The sequence below is a fragment of the Maricaulis sp. genome, from assembly GCF_017643475.1.
Lineage (GTDB): Bacteria > Pseudomonadota > Alphaproteobacteria > Caulobacterales > Maricaulaceae > Maricaulis.
The window spans coordinates 1,395,319-1,411,560 of sequence record NZ_JAEPNI010000001.1; the positions used below are offsets into that span (position 1 = coordinate 1,395,319).

Below are 16,242 nucleotides of genomic sequence, written 5' to 3' on the forward strand. Positions count from 1 at the left end.
TTCGGACTAGGCGGCCTCGATCAGGCCCTTATCTCGCAGATAGGTCTGCAATTCGCCCGTCTCGAACATTTCCTTGACGATATCACAGCCGCCGACAAACTCGCCCTTGATGTAGAGCTGCGGGATGGTCGGCCAGTTGGAGAAGGTCTTGATGCCTTCACGTACGCCGTCATCTTCCAGCACGTTGACGCTTTCGAAATCGACCTGGAGATGGTCGAGAACGCGGGCAACAACCGAAGAGAAGCCACATTGCGGAAAGATCGGTGTGCCTTTCATGAAGAGCACGACGTCATTCGCGTTGATGGTGGATTTGATCTGATCGTGGACGGTATCCGTCATGTCGAACTCCTTGGTCGTCTGGCGCTAGAGCTAGGCACTCGACGCTGATCCTTCAAGACCAGCCAGCCGGGCATTGGCGTCCAGATGTGTCAAACTCGTTGTCAGGGATATTACGCTATCACTCAAGGGGTGATCGAGTGCCCAGGACAGCGCCTCCTGCGGCGAACGGCCGCTGGGTGGCGCTGTTCGACCCAGCGCGACCTGCTTGATATGGCGCGCAAAATACCATGCTGAAGAGGCGTTTAGAGGAATGCGCGCGGATTTCGCGGCGCCTTTCATGACCTCGATGCCGATGATCGATTGGCCTGCCTTTTTGCAGTTCTCAAGGCGCTCGATTTCCTGAGTGGTGAGCTCGGAATTGAGCGGTGCCATCACCGCGTCCATAGCCGAGATGCGCGCGGCGGCCTCGAGTTCCGGGCCGCGGCCGCAAATGCCCAGATGCCGGATCATGCCGCGAACCTTGAAGGCTTCCAGATGCCGGATCAGCTTGTCGGTGAGTTCTTCCGGTGCCGGGCCGTGCAGAAGCAGGAGATCGACATGGTCTGTTTTCAATCGCTCCAGCGAGTCCTTGAGCGACATCTCGACGGCACCCGGCGAGAAATCACGAAACCCGCCCGCGTGCACACCCGCTTTCGTGCACACAAAGACCTTGTCCCGCGGGACCTCGCGGAGCGCTTCACCAAGCCGCGTTTCCGCACGACCGACGCCATAGGCAGGGCCGGTATCGAACAGGGTCACACCATGAGCGACACAGGCATGGACCAGCTCACGTGTTTTCGTATTCGAGCCGATAATGCTGGCATGGGGACCCGTGACGCCGAAGCCGAGACGGGAGAAGGCGGGGCTATCGATCATGCGAGTTTGTTTCAAGCGTCCGGAACCCTGGTCTCCAGCGCGAGCGCGTGGAGTTCATTGCCCATTTTCGAACCGAGGGCCTCATAGACCAGCTGATGCTGGGCGACACGCAGCTTGCCGCGAAACGCCTCGCTGGTGACGACGGCCTTCCAGTGGTCATTATCGCCGGCCAGGTCTTCCATCTCGATTTCGGCATCGGGAATTCCAGCCTTGATCAGGGCAATAATCTCGTCGGCAGGCATGGGCATGATTGGCGCTCCGGTCATGGATGACGAAAAGTTCACGAAAGCTCACGCAGAGCCTCGACTTGGTGAAGGAATGTGTTGGCAGTTGCGCTTTCCTGCAAGAGCGGAAACAGCCATATCACACACGGCTGGATAAACTGGAGGCTCTCTTGAATACAATTTTTGCCGTCAAACTCGTTACCCGCCTGTCCCTGGGCCTGGTCAATCTGGGACTGGCCTTTGTATTTCTCAGCGGTATTGCCATGGCCGGCGACCAGTATGTCGACCGCGAGGGCCGCCCGGTCGGGGGGTATGATGTGGTCAGTTATCATACCGAAGCCACGCCGCTGGTAGGGCTGGACACGCTCACTGCCGAGTATAATGGCGTTACCTGGTATTTCGCGACGGAGGCCAATCGAGACCTCTTTATTGCATCGCCTGAGGTTTATGCGCCCGCCTATGACGGGCACTGCGCCTATGCGCTCGCCCATGATCGCAAGGTCCGCACCGATCCGCTGGCCTATCAGGTGGTTGATGGCGTGCTCTACATGAATTTCTCGCCCAATATCCAGCGCCGCTGGGAAGAAGACATTCCCGGATATGTGGAACAGTCCGAAGCGAACTGGCCGGAACACGAACCGGAACCCGCTGCGCGTCCCAGCCGCTGGTTCTGATCCATTACAGAAAATTGGGTTCGGTCCGGGCTGCGGATCTGGCATGGTGCGGTCAAAGCGTAATCGGGGAACATTATGCGTATCACTGCACTATTATCATCCGCAGCCTTTCTCGGCCTGGCTGCATGTTCATCTTTCACGGCCAGCCAGTCGAGCGATTATGACGGCCTGGACCGGGCTCAATTGCTGGAAGACCTGCAGATCCTCGCATCCGACGAGATGCAGGGCCGCGAAGCAGGCACGCCCGGCAATGCCATGGCCCGTGAATACATCATTGGTCGCCTGCAAGAGATCGGGATTGATCCGGTTGGCGACAATTTCGAACATCCATTCCAATACTCTTTCCGCCGCGGTCCGGGCGAACGCCTGCCGGGCGTGAATATTCTGGCCGAGATCGAGGGCACCGGAGACAGTGACCATGTCATGGTGCTGACCGCCCACTTCGATCATGAAGGCATGCGTGACGGACAGATCTGGAATGGCGCCGACGACAATGCATCCGGCGTTGCTGCGCTGCTGGCTGTGGCCGAGGACTTCGTCGAGAACCCGCCGGAACATGACCTGATCTTTGCTTTTGTCGACGCCGAGGAGCGTGGTCTGCAGGGCGCGCGCGCCTTTGTGGCCAACCCGCCGGTGCCGGAAGAGAATATCGTCTTCAATCTCAATCTCGATATGGTCGCCATGTCCGATGACCGCATCCTCTGGGCCGTGGGCACGTATCACTATCCGTTCCTGAAGCCATTGGTCGAGCGTGTGGCCGAACGGGCCGACGTCAACCTGCCCATGGGCTATGACGAACCGGGCGGCCCGCCTGGCAGTGACTGGACCATGCTGACCGATAGCGGTGCCTTCCACGCGGCGGGTATCCCGTTCATCTATCTGGGCGTGGATTTCCACCCGCACTATCACCAGCCGTCGGATACCTATGAGAACATGACGCTGGAGTTTTTCCAGGACGCTACCGAAACCATTCTCGACTTTGCTCGCGAAGCCGAAGCCGGCCTCGACATGATCGCGGAAGAGAGTGGTCGATAATCTGATCGGAGATGTGAAGCTTTTCACGCTTTGGTAGTGAAAAGACAGTATTCGATTCGCATGGGGCGAATTCAGACAATCTGGACAAGTGTTTTGGGCACTGTGATTTGCCTTCGCGGTGCCTATTCTTTGTTTTTCAGTCTGATTGTCATGCTCGCGTTGGCGGGTGTCTTTGATATCCGGGAATTCGGTCCGGAACTTGCGCGCTACTTTGCCAGCGCGAACCCCATCATCGTCGTGGCCTGGGCGGTATATGCATCGGCTTATGTGGCGGCCGGTGTCCTCGTGCTTCTGCGCCGTCGGGTTCTGGCACTTGTGTGCTACGGGCTTGGCTACGCCATCGACATCACGCTCTGGCTGTCGGTTCATTCGGTCAGCTTCAATGCTGATGCCGCACCGGCCTGGGCGTCCTTGGCCGATCTGTTCTTCAATGTCTTTGATCTCGGGGCGCTGATGATCCTGACCTACCGGGTCATGGTGGGAACACCGGATACCAGCTCGCTCTACCGGTTGAACGACCGCAAGTAAAAAGCCCCGCTCGATGAGCGGGGCTTTTCTTTACTCGGCCGCTTCGGCGACCGGTTCCATCAGGTCCGGCATCCAGCCTTCCCAGGCCGCGCGCAGGCGGTCCAGTTCGAGATGGTGGGCACCATTGACGCTCACGGCAGTGCCGCCGGCCAGGCCGACAACCTGGATGTCGATATCCTCGGCCTTCGCGTCCTGGATGATGGCGATGGCATCATCCTTCTTGGCCGCCATCAGATAGCGGGCCTGGTCTTCGCCGAACAGGAAGCCGTGCATCGGCACATCACTGTCGGCGTCGTGCGCCAGCTTGATGCCGGTCTGCGACGCGAGCGCCATGTCTGCAGCCGCACAGGCCAGCCCACCGTCCGACAGGTCGTGACAGGCGCTGATACGGCCGGCACGGATCTGGCCGCGTACGAAATTGCCATGGGCCTTCTCGCGGTCGAGATCGACCATCGGCGCTCCGCCGTCCTCGCGGCCCTCGACAACACGCAGATAGGTGGAAGCACCCATCGCGCCAGTCGTCTTGCCGACCACCATCAGGATGTGGCCCTCGGACATGCCGCCGAAACCGGCGCGCTTGTCCATGTCCGGGATGAGGCCGACGCCGCCAACTGCCGGTGTCGGCGGAATGGCAACACCATTGGTCTCGTTGTAGAGGCTGACATTGCCTGAAACGACAGGGAAGTTGAGCGCGGCACAGGCCTGCGCCATGCCTTCAACACAGCCCACAAACTGGCCCATGATCTCTTCACGTTCCGGATTGCCGAAGTTCAGGCAGTCGGTGATCGCGATCGGATCGGCGCCGGTGGCGGTCAGATTGCGCCAGGCTTCCGCAACGGCCTGCTTGCCGCCTTCGAACGGGTCTGCATAGCAATAACGCGGCGTACAGTCGGTGGTGATGGCCAGGGCCTTGTTGGTGCCGTGAACACGCACGATCGCGGCGTCTGACGGATCCTCGGAGCTGGCAGCCGTGTCGGCCATGACGTGGCGGTCATACTGGCGCCAGATCCAGGCCTTGGAGGCCATGTTCGGGCTGGACATCAGCTTGAGCAAGACTTCGCCCATGTGCGACGGCTGGGCCACGTCCTTGGCATTGATCTGGGCGCGCACTTCCGGAGCGAAGTAGGGACGCTCGTATTTCGGTGCATCATCGGCCAGCGGTGCGACCGGGATGTCGCAGACGATCTCGCCCTTGTGCTCGAGCACCATGCGGCCGGTATCCGTCGTTTCACCGATCACGGCGACGTCGAGTTCCCATTTTTCAAAGATCGCCTTGGCCACGTCTTCGCGGCCCGGCTTCATGATCACCAGCATGCGCTCCTGGCTTTCCGAGAGCATCATTTCATAGGTGGACATGTTTTCTTCGCGCTGGGGCACGTCATCCATGATCAGCTTGATGCCGATCCCGCCCTTGTCCGCCATTTCGACGGAAGAGGAGGTGAGACCGGCGGCGCCCATGTCCTGGATCGCCGCGATGGCGTCCGTGGCCATCAGTTCGAGGCAGGCCTCGATCAGCTTCTTCTCGACGAAGGGGTCACCGACCTGGACGGTGGGGCGCTTCTCTTCGCTCTCATCGTCAAACTCGGCCGAGGCCATGGTCGCGCCGTGAATGCCGTCGCGGCCGGTCTTGGAGCCGACATAGACGATCGGCTGACCCGGCTCGGCGCCGCGGGCGTAGAAAATATTGTCCGTTTCCGCCAGGCCAACGGCCATCGCATTGACGAGGATGTTGCCGTTATAACCCTCGTGGAAATTGGTCTCGCCGCCCACGGTCGGGACGCCGACACAGTTTCCGTATCCCCCGATACCGGCAACAACGCCGCCGACCAGGTGCTGGGTCTTTTCATGGTCCGGCGCGCCGAAGCGCAGCGCATTCATCAGCGCCACCGGGCGTGCACCCATGGTGAAGACATCGCGCAGGATACCGCCCACACCCGTCGCTGCGCCCTGATAGGGTTCGATATAGGACGGGTGGTTGTGGCTCTCCATCTTGAAGATACAGGCCTGGCCATCACCGATATCGATGACGCCGGCATTCTCGCCCGGACCCTGGATGACTTTCTCGCCCGAGGTGGGGAATTTGCCCAGGTGGGCTCGCGAGGACTTGTAGGAGCAGTGCTCCGACCACATAACCGAGAAAATGCCCAGCTCAACCATGTTGGGCGCCCGGCCCAGACGGTCGAGGATGATGGCGTATTCCTCGTCATTGATACCGTGTTCAGCGACGATTTCGGCCGCGATGCCGTCAGCGTATTGGGTCATGTTCACGCACTCCCCAGCAGGGATTCAAACAGTGCAAGGCCGTCTGTGCCGCCGTGCTTTTCGTCTACTGCGCGCTCCGGGTGAGGCATCATGCCCAGGACATTGCCCTGTTCATTCATCACGCCGGCGATGTCGCGCTGGGAACCGTTCGGGTTGTTGCCATAGCGGAAGACGACCTGGCCTTCGCCCTCGATGCGGTCAAGCGTCTCGGCATCGGCGAAATAATTGCCGTCATGGTGGGCGATCGGAATGATCAGCTCCGAGGTCGCGCCATAGCGCGAGGTGAAGCGCGTATTGCCGTTATCGATCTTCAGCGGGGCTTTCTCACAGACGAAGGTGAGGCCCGCATTACGCATCAGCGCGCCCGGCAGAAGACCGCTCTCGGTGAGGATCTGGAAGCCATTGCACACACCCAGAACCGGCGCGCCGGTTGCGGCGTGGGCGACAACGGCCGGCAGGATGGCCGAGCGCGAGGCCATGGCCCCACAGCGCAGATAGTCTCCGTAGGAGAAACCACCCGGGATCATGACGAACTCGGTGCCCTCGGGCAGTTCGCTCTCCTGATGCCAGACCATGGCCGGCTTCTCGCCGGTCACACGTTCGATGGCATCATGGGCATCACGGTCACAGTTTGAACCGGGAAAGACGATAACGGCGGATTTCATGGCCCGCTCCGTTCTACGCGATATCGATCGAGTAGCTCTCGATCACCGGGTTGGAGAGAAGCTTCTGGCACATCTCGTCGACACGGGCCTTGGCCGCGTCGGCGTCATCGCCGGTCAGGTCCAGCTCGATCAGCTTGCCCTGGCGGGCGGCCGTGACTTCCTCATAACCCATATTGTGCAGTGCACCGGCTACGGCCGCGCCTTGCGGGTCAAGAACTCCGGGTTTCAGATAAACGTGGATTTTGGCTTTCACGGGACGACTCGCTTCGGCTGGTTTCGAATTGCGCTCCTCTTACTGTGCATGGGCGCAAAGGGCAATCGACTCACCTGCGCTGATGGCCTGATTTTGTAGGGGTGAAGGGGCGATAGCGTCCAGCCGGCCATGCCGTGCCCAGTGGATCGCGCCGTGATGTCCAGCCCTGGCTAGCCAGCGCTCTGATTTGCCACGGGATTCTGGCTGGCCAGGTACCCGTGTCTGCATAGCCGATCTGTCGCAAACGGCGGGCTGAACATGCGCCGTACACGCAAAGAAAAACACCCGACGCTCGTGCGACGGGTGTTCTTGTTATTCGGATGTCGCCGGCCTCAGGAGGCGGTGTCATCAGTGGTCATAGCGACCACATTGTTTTCCTTCATGATGCCCAGGCGACGGGCAACGTCCGCATAGGCCTCGGTCACATTGCCCAGATCCCGGCGGAAGCGGTCCTTGTCCAGCTTCTCGTTCGATTCCATGTCCCAGAGGCGGCAGCTGTCCGGGCTGATCTCGTCAGCCAGGATGATGCGCGGCACTTCATTGTCGAAGATCCGGCCGAATTCCAGTTTGAAATCAATGAGGCGGATGCCGGCGCCTGCAAACAGCCCACACAGATAGTCATTGGTGCGGAAGGCGATGGAAACCATCTCGTCCATCTCGTGCGGAGCGGCCCAGCCGAACGCGTTGATATGCTCTTCCGCGATCATCGGATCGCCGAGATCGTCATTCTTGAAATAGAACTCCACGATCGGGCGCGGCAGCGGTTCGCCCTCGGTCAGGCCCAGGCGCTTGGCGATGGACCCGGCGGCGACATTGCGGATGACCACTTCCAGCGGCACGATCTCGACCTGGCGGACGAGTTGTTCGCGCATGTTCAGGCGCTTGATGAAGTGCGTATTGATGCCGATCCGCTGAAGACCGAGGAAGATGTGCTCGGAGATACGGTTATTGAGAACACCCTTGCCCTCGAGGGTGGCGTGTTTCTCACCGTTAAAGGCCGTGGCGTCATCCTTGAAGTACTGGACGAGCGTGCCCGCCTCGGGACCTTCATAGAGAATCTTGGCCTTGCCTTCGTAGAGTTTTTTGCGACGGGACATCAGCGACGCTCCTGCAGGGGCCGGATACCGTATCAGGCCTATAAAAAGCGTGGCGCGGCCCGACTCAGTGACGGACCGCGCTTCGAGCGCGGAAACTAGCCGCACAGCCCATTATTCGCAATGCCGGGACGCCGCAGTGTCGCAGCCTGTTTCACAGGCGTTGATTTCCCCGTGGGGGCAAGCTAACGAGACTATCAAACATCATCCTTCAGGGAGACTGCCATGTCCGGCCTCGACGATCGCGAAAACGCGTTTGAAAACAAATACGCCCACGATCAGGAAATGGAATTCAAGGCGAATGCTCGCCGCAACAAGCTGCTGGGCCTGTGGGCTGCGGGCGAGCTCGGCCTGGACGGCGATGCCGCCGACGAATACGCCAAGACGGTTGTCGTGGCTGATTTCGAGGAAGCCGGTGATGACGACGTCTTCCGCAAGGTCCGCGCTGACTTCGACGAAAAGGGCGTTGAGCTCTCCGACCACCTGCTGCGCAAGCAGATGGACGATCTCCTGATCGAGGCCCGCAACCAGATCCAGTCCGAGGGCTGATCCCTCGTCGTGACGGCGGCTCAGTCCGCCGTCACCGCCAGCCACCGATCAATGGCCGCGCGGATATTGTCGCGGTCATAGGCCGTTGTGACAGCCTCGAAGACCTGGCCCGTATCCCGGTCGATCAGCAGCATGAAGCCGGTGCGGCCTTCCAGCTGCATGAAGACCTCGCTGATACCGGCTTCTGCCGCACGTTCCCGCAACCCGTCTCGGCGTCCCAGCGTGAAATCGAAGCGGATGAATTCGACGGCGGCATCCTCATAATCCTCGCGCACATCATCGATACGCGGCTCGATAATCCGGCAGGAACTGCACCAGGACGAGCGGAACATCGCCGCAACCAGTCTCGGACGCTCCTCGACGACGTCGGCCTGGGCCGCCGTTTCCCATTCCGCGCGGAAAAAGTTCGGAGCCATGAAAGTGGCGAGGGCGGCGAGGATGATCAAAGACAGGCGCATGAAATACTCCACAGATAGGACCTAGATAGGGCAGCTCGTCCAACGCGTCATCTGCGCGTCGGTAACAAGCGCGTCAGCTTGCCATTTTCCGAGGCTGGTCTGGCACCTTGCTTATGCCTTGGTTATTCCGCCCCTTCCTGCTTGATCAGGCCGGGCAGGCCGTCGATCGACTGGGCATTGCTCTCATAACGCCGCGCCGCCCATTCCTCGTCGGAGCGATGGGCGTTGACGCGCACCAGCTGGTCGCGCTCACCCTTGAATTCGTAGAACGGCACGCCCCAGCCGCAGCTGTCCTGGCATTTGTGGATCTTGGCCGTGATGATGGCGCGGGCCTTGGGGAAGTCCGGGAACAGGGCAAGCTTTTCGGCAAAACCCGGTTCCTCGAACGTCACCGCTTCTGCCGTGCCATAGAGGCGCAGAATGTTAGCAGCCCCCTCGAAGGCGCAGAACATGAAGGTTATACGGCCGTTCTGACGCACATGTGCGAGGGTTTCGATGCCCGACCCGCCCAGATCAAGATAGGCGACCTCATTGGGGCCGATCACCCGGAAACTGTCATACCCTTTGGGCGAGAGATTGACCGAACCGTCACCGCCAGACGGGGCAGTGGCGATGAAGAACATCTTCTGCTTGTCGATAAAGGATTGAATGCGATCATCAATCTGGTCGTAGAATTTGGCCATGCCGGTCTCCGCTTCGCCCCGCCACGAACATTAAGTCGAGTTGCCCGGCGGGGAAAGTTGAAGCGGGACATGGCGTATATGCACAAATCAGCCACCATCCGCGTCATCCCGACGAAAGTCGGGACCCAGTGGTTCAGCTGTTCAGGTCGTCGTACAGGTCGCGCCAATCGGGATTTCGCCCCTCGATAAGCTCAAGTTTCCAGGCACGCATGGCGATTTCGCTGGTGACGCCAGTGTAGAGCGTACCGTTGCGTTTGCTCGCCATTATGTAGACGCAAGGCTGAAACGTCATTCTGGGTCCCGACTTTCGTCGGGATGACGCTATAGGATGGCGAAAGCTTAGGCGAGCTTATTGAGAAAATACACGCGCAAAAATCGTGTCGACATGTTTGAGGTGATAGGCCTCGTCGAAACAGGCTTCGATCTGCTCGTCAGAGAGCAGGGCGGTGACGCCTTCATCGGCCTTGAGATGCTCGACCAGCTTGCCGCCTTCATCCCAGGTTTTCATGCCATTGCGCTGAACCAGGCGATAGCTGTCCTCGCGGGAGGCGCCGGCCTGGGTGAGAGCCAGCAGCACGCGCTGGGAATTATGGATGCCGCCATAGGCTTCCAGATTCTCGCGGCAGCGATCTTCATGCACGATCAGCTTTTCGATCATGCCTGCGGTGCGGTGCAGGGCAAAATCGAGATGGACATTGGCGTCCGGCCCGATGCCGCGCTCCACGGAGGAGTGTGAGATATCGCGCTCATGCCACAGGGCGACATTTTCCATGGCCGGCACGACGGCCGAGCGCACCAGGCGCGCCTGACCCGTCAGGTTTTCCGTCAGGATCGGATTGCGCTTGTGCGGCATGGCGGACGAGCCTTTCTGGCCCTTGGAGAAATATTCCTGCGCCTCGCGCACTTCGGAGCGCTGAAGATGGCGAACTTCAACCGCGATATTCTCGATCGCCGAGGCGATCAGGCCCAGCACGGCGAAATAGTTGGCGTGGCGGTCACGCGGGATGACCTGGGTGGAGACCGGCTCGACCGTGAGGCCCATCTGTTCCGCGACATGCTCTTCCACGGACGGATCGACATTGGCAAACGTGCCGATGGCACCGGAAATGGCACAGGTGGCAATCTCGTCACGTGCGGCAACGAGGCGGGCGCGATTGCGCGCGAACTCGGCGTAGAAGCGAGCGAACTTCAGGCCCATCGTCGTCGGTTCGGCATGGATGCCGTGCGAGCGACCGATGCAGACCGTGTATTTATGCTCTTCAGCGCGGGTTTTCAGGGCCGCGAGAACACGGTCCATGGCCACCAGCAGCAGGTCGGCGGACTGTTTCATCTGTACCGCCAGGCAGGTGTCCAGCACGTCGGAAGAGGTCAGGCCCTGGTGCACAAACCGGCTTTCCTCGCCGACATGTTCGGCCAGGTGCGTCAGGAAGGCGATGACGTCATGTTTGACCTCGGCCTCGATCTCGTTGATGCGATCGACATCAAAATCGACATCCTTGGCTTTCCATACCGCGTCCACGGCGGACTGGGGCACAACGCCCAGCTCGGCCAGCTTTTCCGTCGCATGCGCCTCGATCAGATACCAGATCTTGTACTTGTTCTGGTCCGACCAGATGGCGGCCATTTCAGGACGGGTGTAGCGGGGAATCATGCGCGCGCTCCGGGCTGGGTGCTCAAGAAGGCGGCGTGATGCGCCGATGTGGCGCAAAAATCAAGTGAAGGCTGGTATGCGCAAGATGTGATGCGAGTCACGGGTCTCTAATCCTTCACTAGGTTATCCCTCTCCCCTTGGGGGAGAGGCCGAGCGAAGCGAGGGTGAGGGGGATGAACCAAAAACTGACCAACCGTGCTCGCGAGCTCCGCCGCAACCAGACAGACGCGGAACTGCGTCTGTGGGGGCATCTGCGAGGCCGCCGCCTGCTGGGCGCGAAATTCCGCCGCCAGGTCCCAATCGGGCGCTATATCGTCGATTTTCTCTGCAAGGAGCTCGGCCTGATTGTTGAGGCCGATGGTGGCCAGCATACAGAGCAGGAAATCTATGACGCCAGGCGAACAGCCCGTCTGGAGGCACAGGGCTACACGGTCATCCGCTTCTGGAATGTTGATATCATGCTGGAAACGGACGCGGTGCTGGAGGCGATCGCTGACAGTATTCGCGCGCTCCGCGCCGCCCCCTCATCGCCCTTCTTCGCCAAGGCTACGAAGGGCACTTCTCCCCGAGGGGAGAAGGATTGGCGCTCCAGTCTCGTCCCTCTCCCTCGGGGGGAGAGGTCCCGAAGCGAAGCGTAGGGGGTGAGGGGGAAGGGGCACGGGTGGTGGCCGCAAACTCCTTCTTCCTCATCCTGACGAAAGTCAGGACCCATGCCGCAATCATCGGTCAAACTTGCGGTCGCAGGTTAGACGCGCCTTCGTATCGGTAAATCTGTTCGCCCGATTGTGCGTGCACGCGACCCAGCCTTGGGTCCTGACTTTCGTCAGGATGAGGGTTGAGAACCTCGTCGCCCGGTGACTCCCAGGCCAATGAGCAAAGACCCGCTCAGCAAAAAACCAATGCCAATCGACCACCCGACTTCATCATTGCGTACCCAATTGGCGAGCACTTGATCATAGGATTGCAACATCGTGCCATCTATTTCGATCTGATAGGCATATACAGATCCTCGCAGCCCGGACCCGAATGCGACCAGCTGCTCGCTGTTCACCAAGGCTGTCACGTTGCTGCTATTTCGCCTCAGCTCTTGACCGATCGATCGATGAGGCCCGGCTTTGGAAGGAAACCGGATTGTTACGATGTCGGGCTCGACTGTGAATTCTGTGAAATTCTTCCGGATCAAAACCGTTTCCCCACCTGTTGGGATCGATCCAGATACTTCCACCAACTCAGCCAAAGGAGGCACACCCGCGCCTGCGTTTATTCCAGCATGAAAACCCAATCCACTCAGCGCGTAGCTTAGCAAGCCGATCATCACCAAGGTGATTGGTGAATGCTTATTCTTGTTGGACATTCGTGTAGTTTTCTAGAAATGACTGTCACGTCAATGCGGATTGGTCCGACAGGTTTCCCGCAAGCACTAGGTGATCACAAAGCCCCCCAATCAATCTCCGCATGCCGATCCAGCACCTGCGCCCCGTCCGGCATTGCATATTTCAGGCCCGACCCGCAATTGAACAGCATGCAGGTCGCGTCGCGCTCCACCATGCCGTCTGCCATCGCCTTTTCCATTGCGGCGAGGGTCGCAGCACCTTCGGGGCAGAGCAGCAGGCCGTCTTCCCGCGCACAGCGGACCCGCGCCGTCTCAATCTGGTCCTCCGACACGTCGATGGCGAAACCGCCGCTTTCCCGGCAGGCATTGAGGATCAGGAAGTCACCGATGGCCTTGGGAACGCGGATGCCCATGGCGGCTGTCTCGGCGTCGAGCCATTCCTCGGCGTGTTTGGTGCCGGCGTGCCAGGCCCTGACGATGGGGGCGCAGCCCTCGGCCTGGACGGCGATCATTTTCGGGCGCTCCGAGCCGATCCAGCCCAGGCGTTCCATTTCGTCGAAGGCTTTCCACATGCCGATGAGGCCGGTGCCGCCGCCGGTGGGATAGAAGATCGCGTCGGGCAGGGTCCAGCCCATCTGCATGGCCAGCTCCAGCCCCATCGTCTTCTTGCCCTCGATCCGGTAGGGCTCCTTGAGGGTGGAGACATCAAACCAGCCCATTGCCTCCTTGCCGGCCCCAACCAGCGCACCGCAATGATGGATATAGCCATTGACCTTGAAGACGCGGGCACCCTGTAGCGCCATTTCGCGCAGATTGGCTTCTGGTGTGTCCTCGGGCGCGAAACACCAGCTTTCCATGCCCATGCGCGAGCAATAAGCCGACAGCGCCGCACCGGCATTGCCATTGGTGGGCATGGCCATGCGCTTGATGCCGAAAGAATGCGCCATGGCGACAGCGAGCGCCAGGCCGCGGGCCTTGAAACTGCCGGTGGGCAGGCGGCCTTCATCCTTGACGATGACCCGGCCGGTTGCGCCGGAGGCTTTGGCGGTCGCGGGCACATCGATCAGCGGCGTGTCGATCTCACCCAGCGCACAGACATCCTGGTCGTCGGCCACCGGTAGCAGCTCGCGCCATTTCCAGAACCCGCCATCACGTGCGGCAATGGCATCCCGGTCAACCTCCGAGCGAGCTGTGTCCAGGTCGTAACGTGCCAGCAAGGGCAGACCCACATCTGACAGGTTGTGTGGCTGGTCTTTCGAAAAGGTCGCGCCGGTGTCGGAGCATTCCAGATGGGTAAAATAGTTTGCGTACATGGCAATTGCTTAGCGCGTATTTCCACGATCTCAAACCGGTGTCGTGCCAGCCGGTTCATACTTGCGGATGACAAGCTTCGAGGGGCATGCATAACTGGCCGTCCTTACTCAGCGGGGAGTTGTTCATGGCCAAGGTGATCGGTGTCGGTGGCGTGTTTTTCCAGAGCCCGGATCCGGAAGGCCTGATGGCCTGGTATGAGGACAAGCTAGGTCTGACCATCAATGATTATGGCGGCGCGGATTTCCTGCATGCGGACAGTGGTAAGGCCTTCCCACAGGGGGCTCGCACGATTTTTTCGGGCTTCAAGGACACGACGGAGTACTTCGCGCCGTCCGAAAAACCCTTCATGATCAATCTTATGATTGATGACATGGACAGCATGCTGGCGCGCCTGAAGGAGAAGGGCGTTGTCCTGGAAGGTGAGCCGCAGGATTTCGACTATGGCCGTTTTGCCTGGCTGATGGACCCCAATGGTACAAAGATCGAGCTGTGGCAGCCGATCGAACCGAAAGCCTAGCCCGTTACAACCGCCAGGATAGCGCCGACCAGATGCGCCAGGGCTGGTCGTGACCAGCTGCGAGTGTCGGCGCGGCGACCGCTGATCCAGGTGCCGCGGACCTCGACGTGTACCAGGTCTTCCGCTGTCAGCGGATTGGCTGAAAGCCAGGTGAAGTCCGCGCGTTTCCCGATCTCGATTGAGCCGGTTTCATCATCAATGCCCAGCTGGCGCGCGGCGTGGATGGTCATCATGTCGAGTGCTTGTTGCCGTGTGACCCGCTGGTCAGCGGCGACGACGATGCCCGAAGCGCGACTGATCCGTTCCACCGCGGTTTGAAAGACCCGCATCGCGTTGATCGGGGTGGCCGGGCTGTCCGCATGCAGCGTCACGGTCGATGCGCCCTCAAGCGCAGACCTCACGGGCATGTAGCGATCCGTGCGATCATCTCCGACCAGATCCGGGAGCATGTGTCCGTAATAGCGGATGTGGTCGATGAAAAAGCCGAGCGAGACGTCCAGGGTCTCGGCGCGGGCGATCTGTTCCGGCGTAATCAGGGCGAGATGTTCCAGGCGGTGCGCGATTTCGCCCGTACTTTCCACCTCGATGGCGTTGAGAATGGCATCAATCGCGTCTTCGCCCTGGGCATGGATGGCGACTTGCAGACCCTGTACTTCAGCGTTGCGGATCAATTGTCGGGCTGTGTTTTGATCTGTCAGCAGCTCGCCGTGCCAGCCTTCAGGCAGCTCGATCACCTCTTCGGTGAAAGGTGATCGGGCATAGGGTTGCGCCAGCGCGGCGCCGCCGACATAGGGCGAACCGTCCATCCAGAATTTGATACCGGCATGACGGGATATGGCGCGCTGCTGGTCGACCGTGCTCCACATGTCGCGCGCCCGCTCCGCACGATCCGGGGCCGTGTAGAGGACCGAGTTGAGCGGTGCGTTCCGGGCCTGACTGACCTCGGCGAACAGCGCCAGCGGATCACGTGCCCGACCGACCAGCGAAGCGACACCAATCGTCGTGTAGCCCGAGCGGGCGTATTCATTCAGCGTTCCGAAAAGCAACCAGGAAAGGGCCGCATCCGGCGCTTCCGGAGCGGCCTCCATCAGCACCCGAATGGCGCTCACCTCGATAATGCGACCGGTTGGGTTGCCATCGACATCACGTTCGAAACGGCCCCCAAGCGGATCCGGTGTGGCGGCATGGATATTTGCAGCTTGCAGGGCAGCGGTATTGACGAAGGCCTCGTGCATCATCTGCGTCAGGATCACCAGGGGACGATCCGGAGCGAGTGCATCGAGTTCGGCCAGCGTGGGAGGTTCAAGGCCCCGGATCATGGCCGGGTCCCAGCCGAAGGCGATCACCCAGGGCGAGGGCCCGCTCTGTGCGGCGGCCTCGCGCAGGGCGGCCATCATGTCCTCGCGACGCGAATAGGTGATGCCGCTGACATCGACGGCGGCACCCAACAGGGCTGCGGCGAGCGGGTGCGTGTGCGGCTCGATGAGCCCCGCGGTCAGCGTGCCGCCATCCAGATCGATCCGGTCCGCCCCCCAGGGCGCGATTTCCAGCATATCCGCGCGCGAACCGATCGCGGCAATTCGTCCATCATGGATGTAGACGGCCTCGGCGGTTTCGCCGCCCGGCAACAAGATCTCGCCGACCAGAAAAACCTGGTGCTCCGCACGCTCATACGGCGAAGCGATAAGCCAGAAGGCGATGATGAGGGTGAAGAGGGCGGCCAGCAGGAATCTCGACATGAGCGCAGATTAGGGCAAGTGGGGCGCGGTGCAATTGTTCGCCATGGCTTGTTTTCGAACGGAGCGGGG

At 60.4% G+C, this 16,242-nt stretch carries 19 protein-coding genes and 1 pseudogene; 6 read left to right on the forward strand and 14 right to left on the reverse strand.

Annotated elements, in window-relative coordinates; all coding sequences use genetic code 11:
• Positions 1–6: 6 nt before the first annotated feature.
• Genes grxD through JJ889_RS06755 form a run of 3 tightly spaced genes read right to left on the reverse strand, consistent with a single transcriptional unit; the run spans position 7 to position 1,442 of the window.
• Entirely contained in the window at positions 7–339 is a 333-nt protein-coding gene (gene grxD, locus JJ889_RS06745; RefSeq protein WP_291892874.1) for a Grx4 family monothiol glutaredoxin, read from the reverse strand.
• A gap of 30 nt (positions 340–369) precedes the next feature.
• A complete protein-coding gene (locus JJ889_RS06750; RefSeq protein WP_291892877.1) occupies positions 370–1,194 on the reverse strand; it encodes an aldo/keto reductase in 825 nt (274 codons plus the stop codon).
• Positions 1,195–1,205: 11 nt separating this feature from the next.
• A complete protein-coding gene (locus JJ889_RS06755; protein WP_291892880.1) occupies positions 1,206–1,442 on the reverse strand; it encodes a BolA family transcriptional regulator in 237 nt (78 codons plus the stop codon).
• 146 nt (positions 1,443–1,588) lie between these two features.
• On the opposite strand from JJ889_RS06755, the gene JJ889_RS06760 reads away from it, so the two are divergent.
• The 3 genes from JJ889_RS06760 to JJ889_RS06770 all read left to right on the forward strand — a co-directional run bounded on the left by JJ889_RS06760 (position 1,589) and on the right by JJ889_RS06770 (position 3,655).
• Entirely contained in the window at positions 1,589–2,092 is a 504-nt protein-coding gene (locus tag JJ889_RS06760) for a YHS domain-containing (seleno)protein (protein WP_291892882.1), read from the forward strand.
• Positions 2,093–2,167: 75 nt separating this feature from the next.
• Positions 2,168–3,127, forward strand: a complete 960-nt coding sequence (locus JJ889_RS06765) for a M20/M25/M40 family metallo-hydrolase (RefSeq protein ID WP_291892884.1) — start codon at positions 2,168–2,170, stop codon at positions 3,125–3,127.
• Between the two features lie 93 nt (positions 3,128–3,220).
• On the forward strand, positions 3,221–3,655 hold the full coding sequence (locus JJ889_RS06770) for a hypothetical protein (RefSeq protein WP_291892887.1): 435 nt from the start codon (positions 3,221–3,223) through the stop codon (positions 3,653–3,655).
• Positions 3,656–3,685: 30 nt separating this feature from the next.
• Here the strand turns inward: JJ889_RS06770 and purL are convergent, their stop codons facing one another.
• The 4 genes from purL to purC all read right to left on the reverse strand — a co-directional run bounded on the left by purL (position 3,686) and on the right by purC (position 7,932).
• Positions 3,686–5,917, reverse strand: coding sequence for a phosphoribosylformylglycinamidine synthase subunit PurL (gene purL, locus JJ889_RS06775; RefSeq protein ID WP_291892891.1), 2,232 nt, complete (start codon positions 5,915–5,917; stop codon positions 3,686–3,688).
• Positions 5,918–5,919: 2 nt separating this feature from the next.
• Complete coding sequence (gene purQ, locus JJ889_RS06780; RefSeq protein ID WP_291892894.1) at positions 5,920–6,582, reverse strand: phosphoribosylformylglycinamidine synthase subunit PurQ; 663 nt, start codon at positions 6,580–6,582, stop codon at positions 5,920–5,922.
• A gap of 13 nt (positions 6,583–6,595) precedes the next feature.
• Positions 6,596–6,835, reverse strand: coding sequence for a phosphoribosylformylglycinamidine synthase subunit PurS (purS, locus tag JJ889_RS06785; protein WP_291892897.1), 240 nt, complete (start codon positions 6,833–6,835; stop codon positions 6,596–6,598).
• Positions 6,836–7,167: 332 nt separating this feature from the next.
• Positions 7,168–7,932: a phosphoribosylaminoimidazolesuccinocarboxamide synthase gene (purC, locus tag JJ889_RS06790; RefSeq protein ID WP_291892899.1), complete on the reverse strand. Its 765-nt coding sequence runs from the start codon at positions 7,930–7,932 to the stop codon at positions 7,168–7,170.
• A 222-nt stretch (positions 7,933–8,154) separates the two neighbouring features.
• On the opposite strand from purC, the gene JJ889_RS06795 reads away from it, so the two are divergent.
• Positions 8,155–8,478 (forward strand): DUF1476 domain-containing protein, encoded by a 324-nt coding sequence (locus JJ889_RS06795; RefSeq protein WP_291892902.1) that lies wholly within the window; start codon positions 8,155–8,157, stop codon positions 8,476–8,478.
• Positions 8,479–8,498: 20 nt separating this feature from the next.
• Here the strand turns inward: JJ889_RS06795 and JJ889_RS06800 are convergent, their stop codons facing one another.
• The 4 genes from JJ889_RS06800 to purB form a co-directional block, all read right to left on the reverse strand.
• Positions 8,499–8,936 (reverse strand): thioredoxin domain-containing protein, encoded by a 438-nt coding sequence (locus JJ889_RS06800; protein ID WP_291892907.1) that lies wholly within the window; start codon positions 8,934–8,936, stop codon positions 8,499–8,501.
• A gap of 122 nt (positions 8,937–9,058) precedes the next feature.
• Positions 9,059–9,619, reverse strand: coding sequence for a pyridoxamine 5'-phosphate oxidase family protein (locus JJ889_RS06805; RefSeq protein WP_291892910.1), 561 nt, complete (start codon positions 9,617–9,619; stop codon positions 9,059–9,061).
• 133 nt (positions 9,620–9,752) lie between these two features.
• Positions 9,753–9,884, reverse strand: a complete 132-nt coding sequence (locus tag JJ889_RS06810; protein WP_291892913.1) for a hypothetical protein — start codon at positions 9,882–9,884, stop codon at positions 9,753–9,755.
• Positions 9,885–9,968: 84 nt separating this feature from the next.
• Entirely contained in the window at positions 9,969–11,270 is a 1,302-nt protein-coding gene (purB, locus tag JJ889_RS06815; RefSeq protein WP_291892917.1) for an adenylosuccinate lyase, read from the reverse strand.
• 173 nt (positions 11,271–11,443) lie between these two features.
• Here purB and JJ889_RS06820 point away from each other — a divergent pair.
• Positions 11,444–11,761 (forward strand): annotated as a pseudogene (locus JJ889_RS06820) (endonuclease domain-containing protein); the annotation flags it as partial.
• A gap of 332 nt (positions 11,762–12,093) precedes the next feature.
• On the opposite strand, the gene JJ889_RS06825 reads toward JJ889_RS06820, so the two are convergent.
• Together JJ889_RS06825 and JJ889_RS06830 are read right to left on the reverse strand one after the other, a co-directional pair.
• A complete protein-coding gene (locus JJ889_RS06825; protein WP_291892921.1) occupies positions 12,094–12,624 on the reverse strand; it encodes a hypothetical protein in 531 nt (176 codons plus the stop codon).
• A gap of 74 nt (positions 12,625–12,698) precedes the next feature.
• The gene (locus JJ889_RS06830; RefSeq protein ID WP_291892923.1) at positions 12,699–13,916 is read right to left on the reverse strand and encodes a threonine synthase; all 1,218 of its coding nucleotides are present in this window, start codon (positions 13,914–13,916) and stop codon (positions 12,699–12,701) included.
• Between the two features lie 125 nt (positions 13,917–14,041).
• Here JJ889_RS06830 and JJ889_RS06835 point away from each other — a divergent pair, with 125 nt between their 5' ends.
• The gene (locus JJ889_RS06835) at positions 14,042–14,434 is read left to right on the forward strand and encodes a VOC family protein (protein ID WP_291892925.1); all 393 of its coding nucleotides are present in this window, start codon (positions 14,042–14,044) and stop codon (positions 14,432–14,434) included.
• Here JJ889_RS06835 and JJ889_RS06840 read toward each other — a convergent pair.
• The gene (locus tag JJ889_RS06840) at positions 14,431–16,173 is read right to left on the reverse strand and encodes an amidohydrolase (protein WP_291892927.1); all 1,743 of its coding nucleotides are present in this window, start codon (positions 16,171–16,173) and stop codon (positions 14,431–14,433) included. The two genes, JJ889_RS06835 and JJ889_RS06840, sit on opposite strands and share 4 nt — an antisense overlap.
• Between the last annotated feature and the right edge of the window lie 69 nt (positions 16,174–16,242).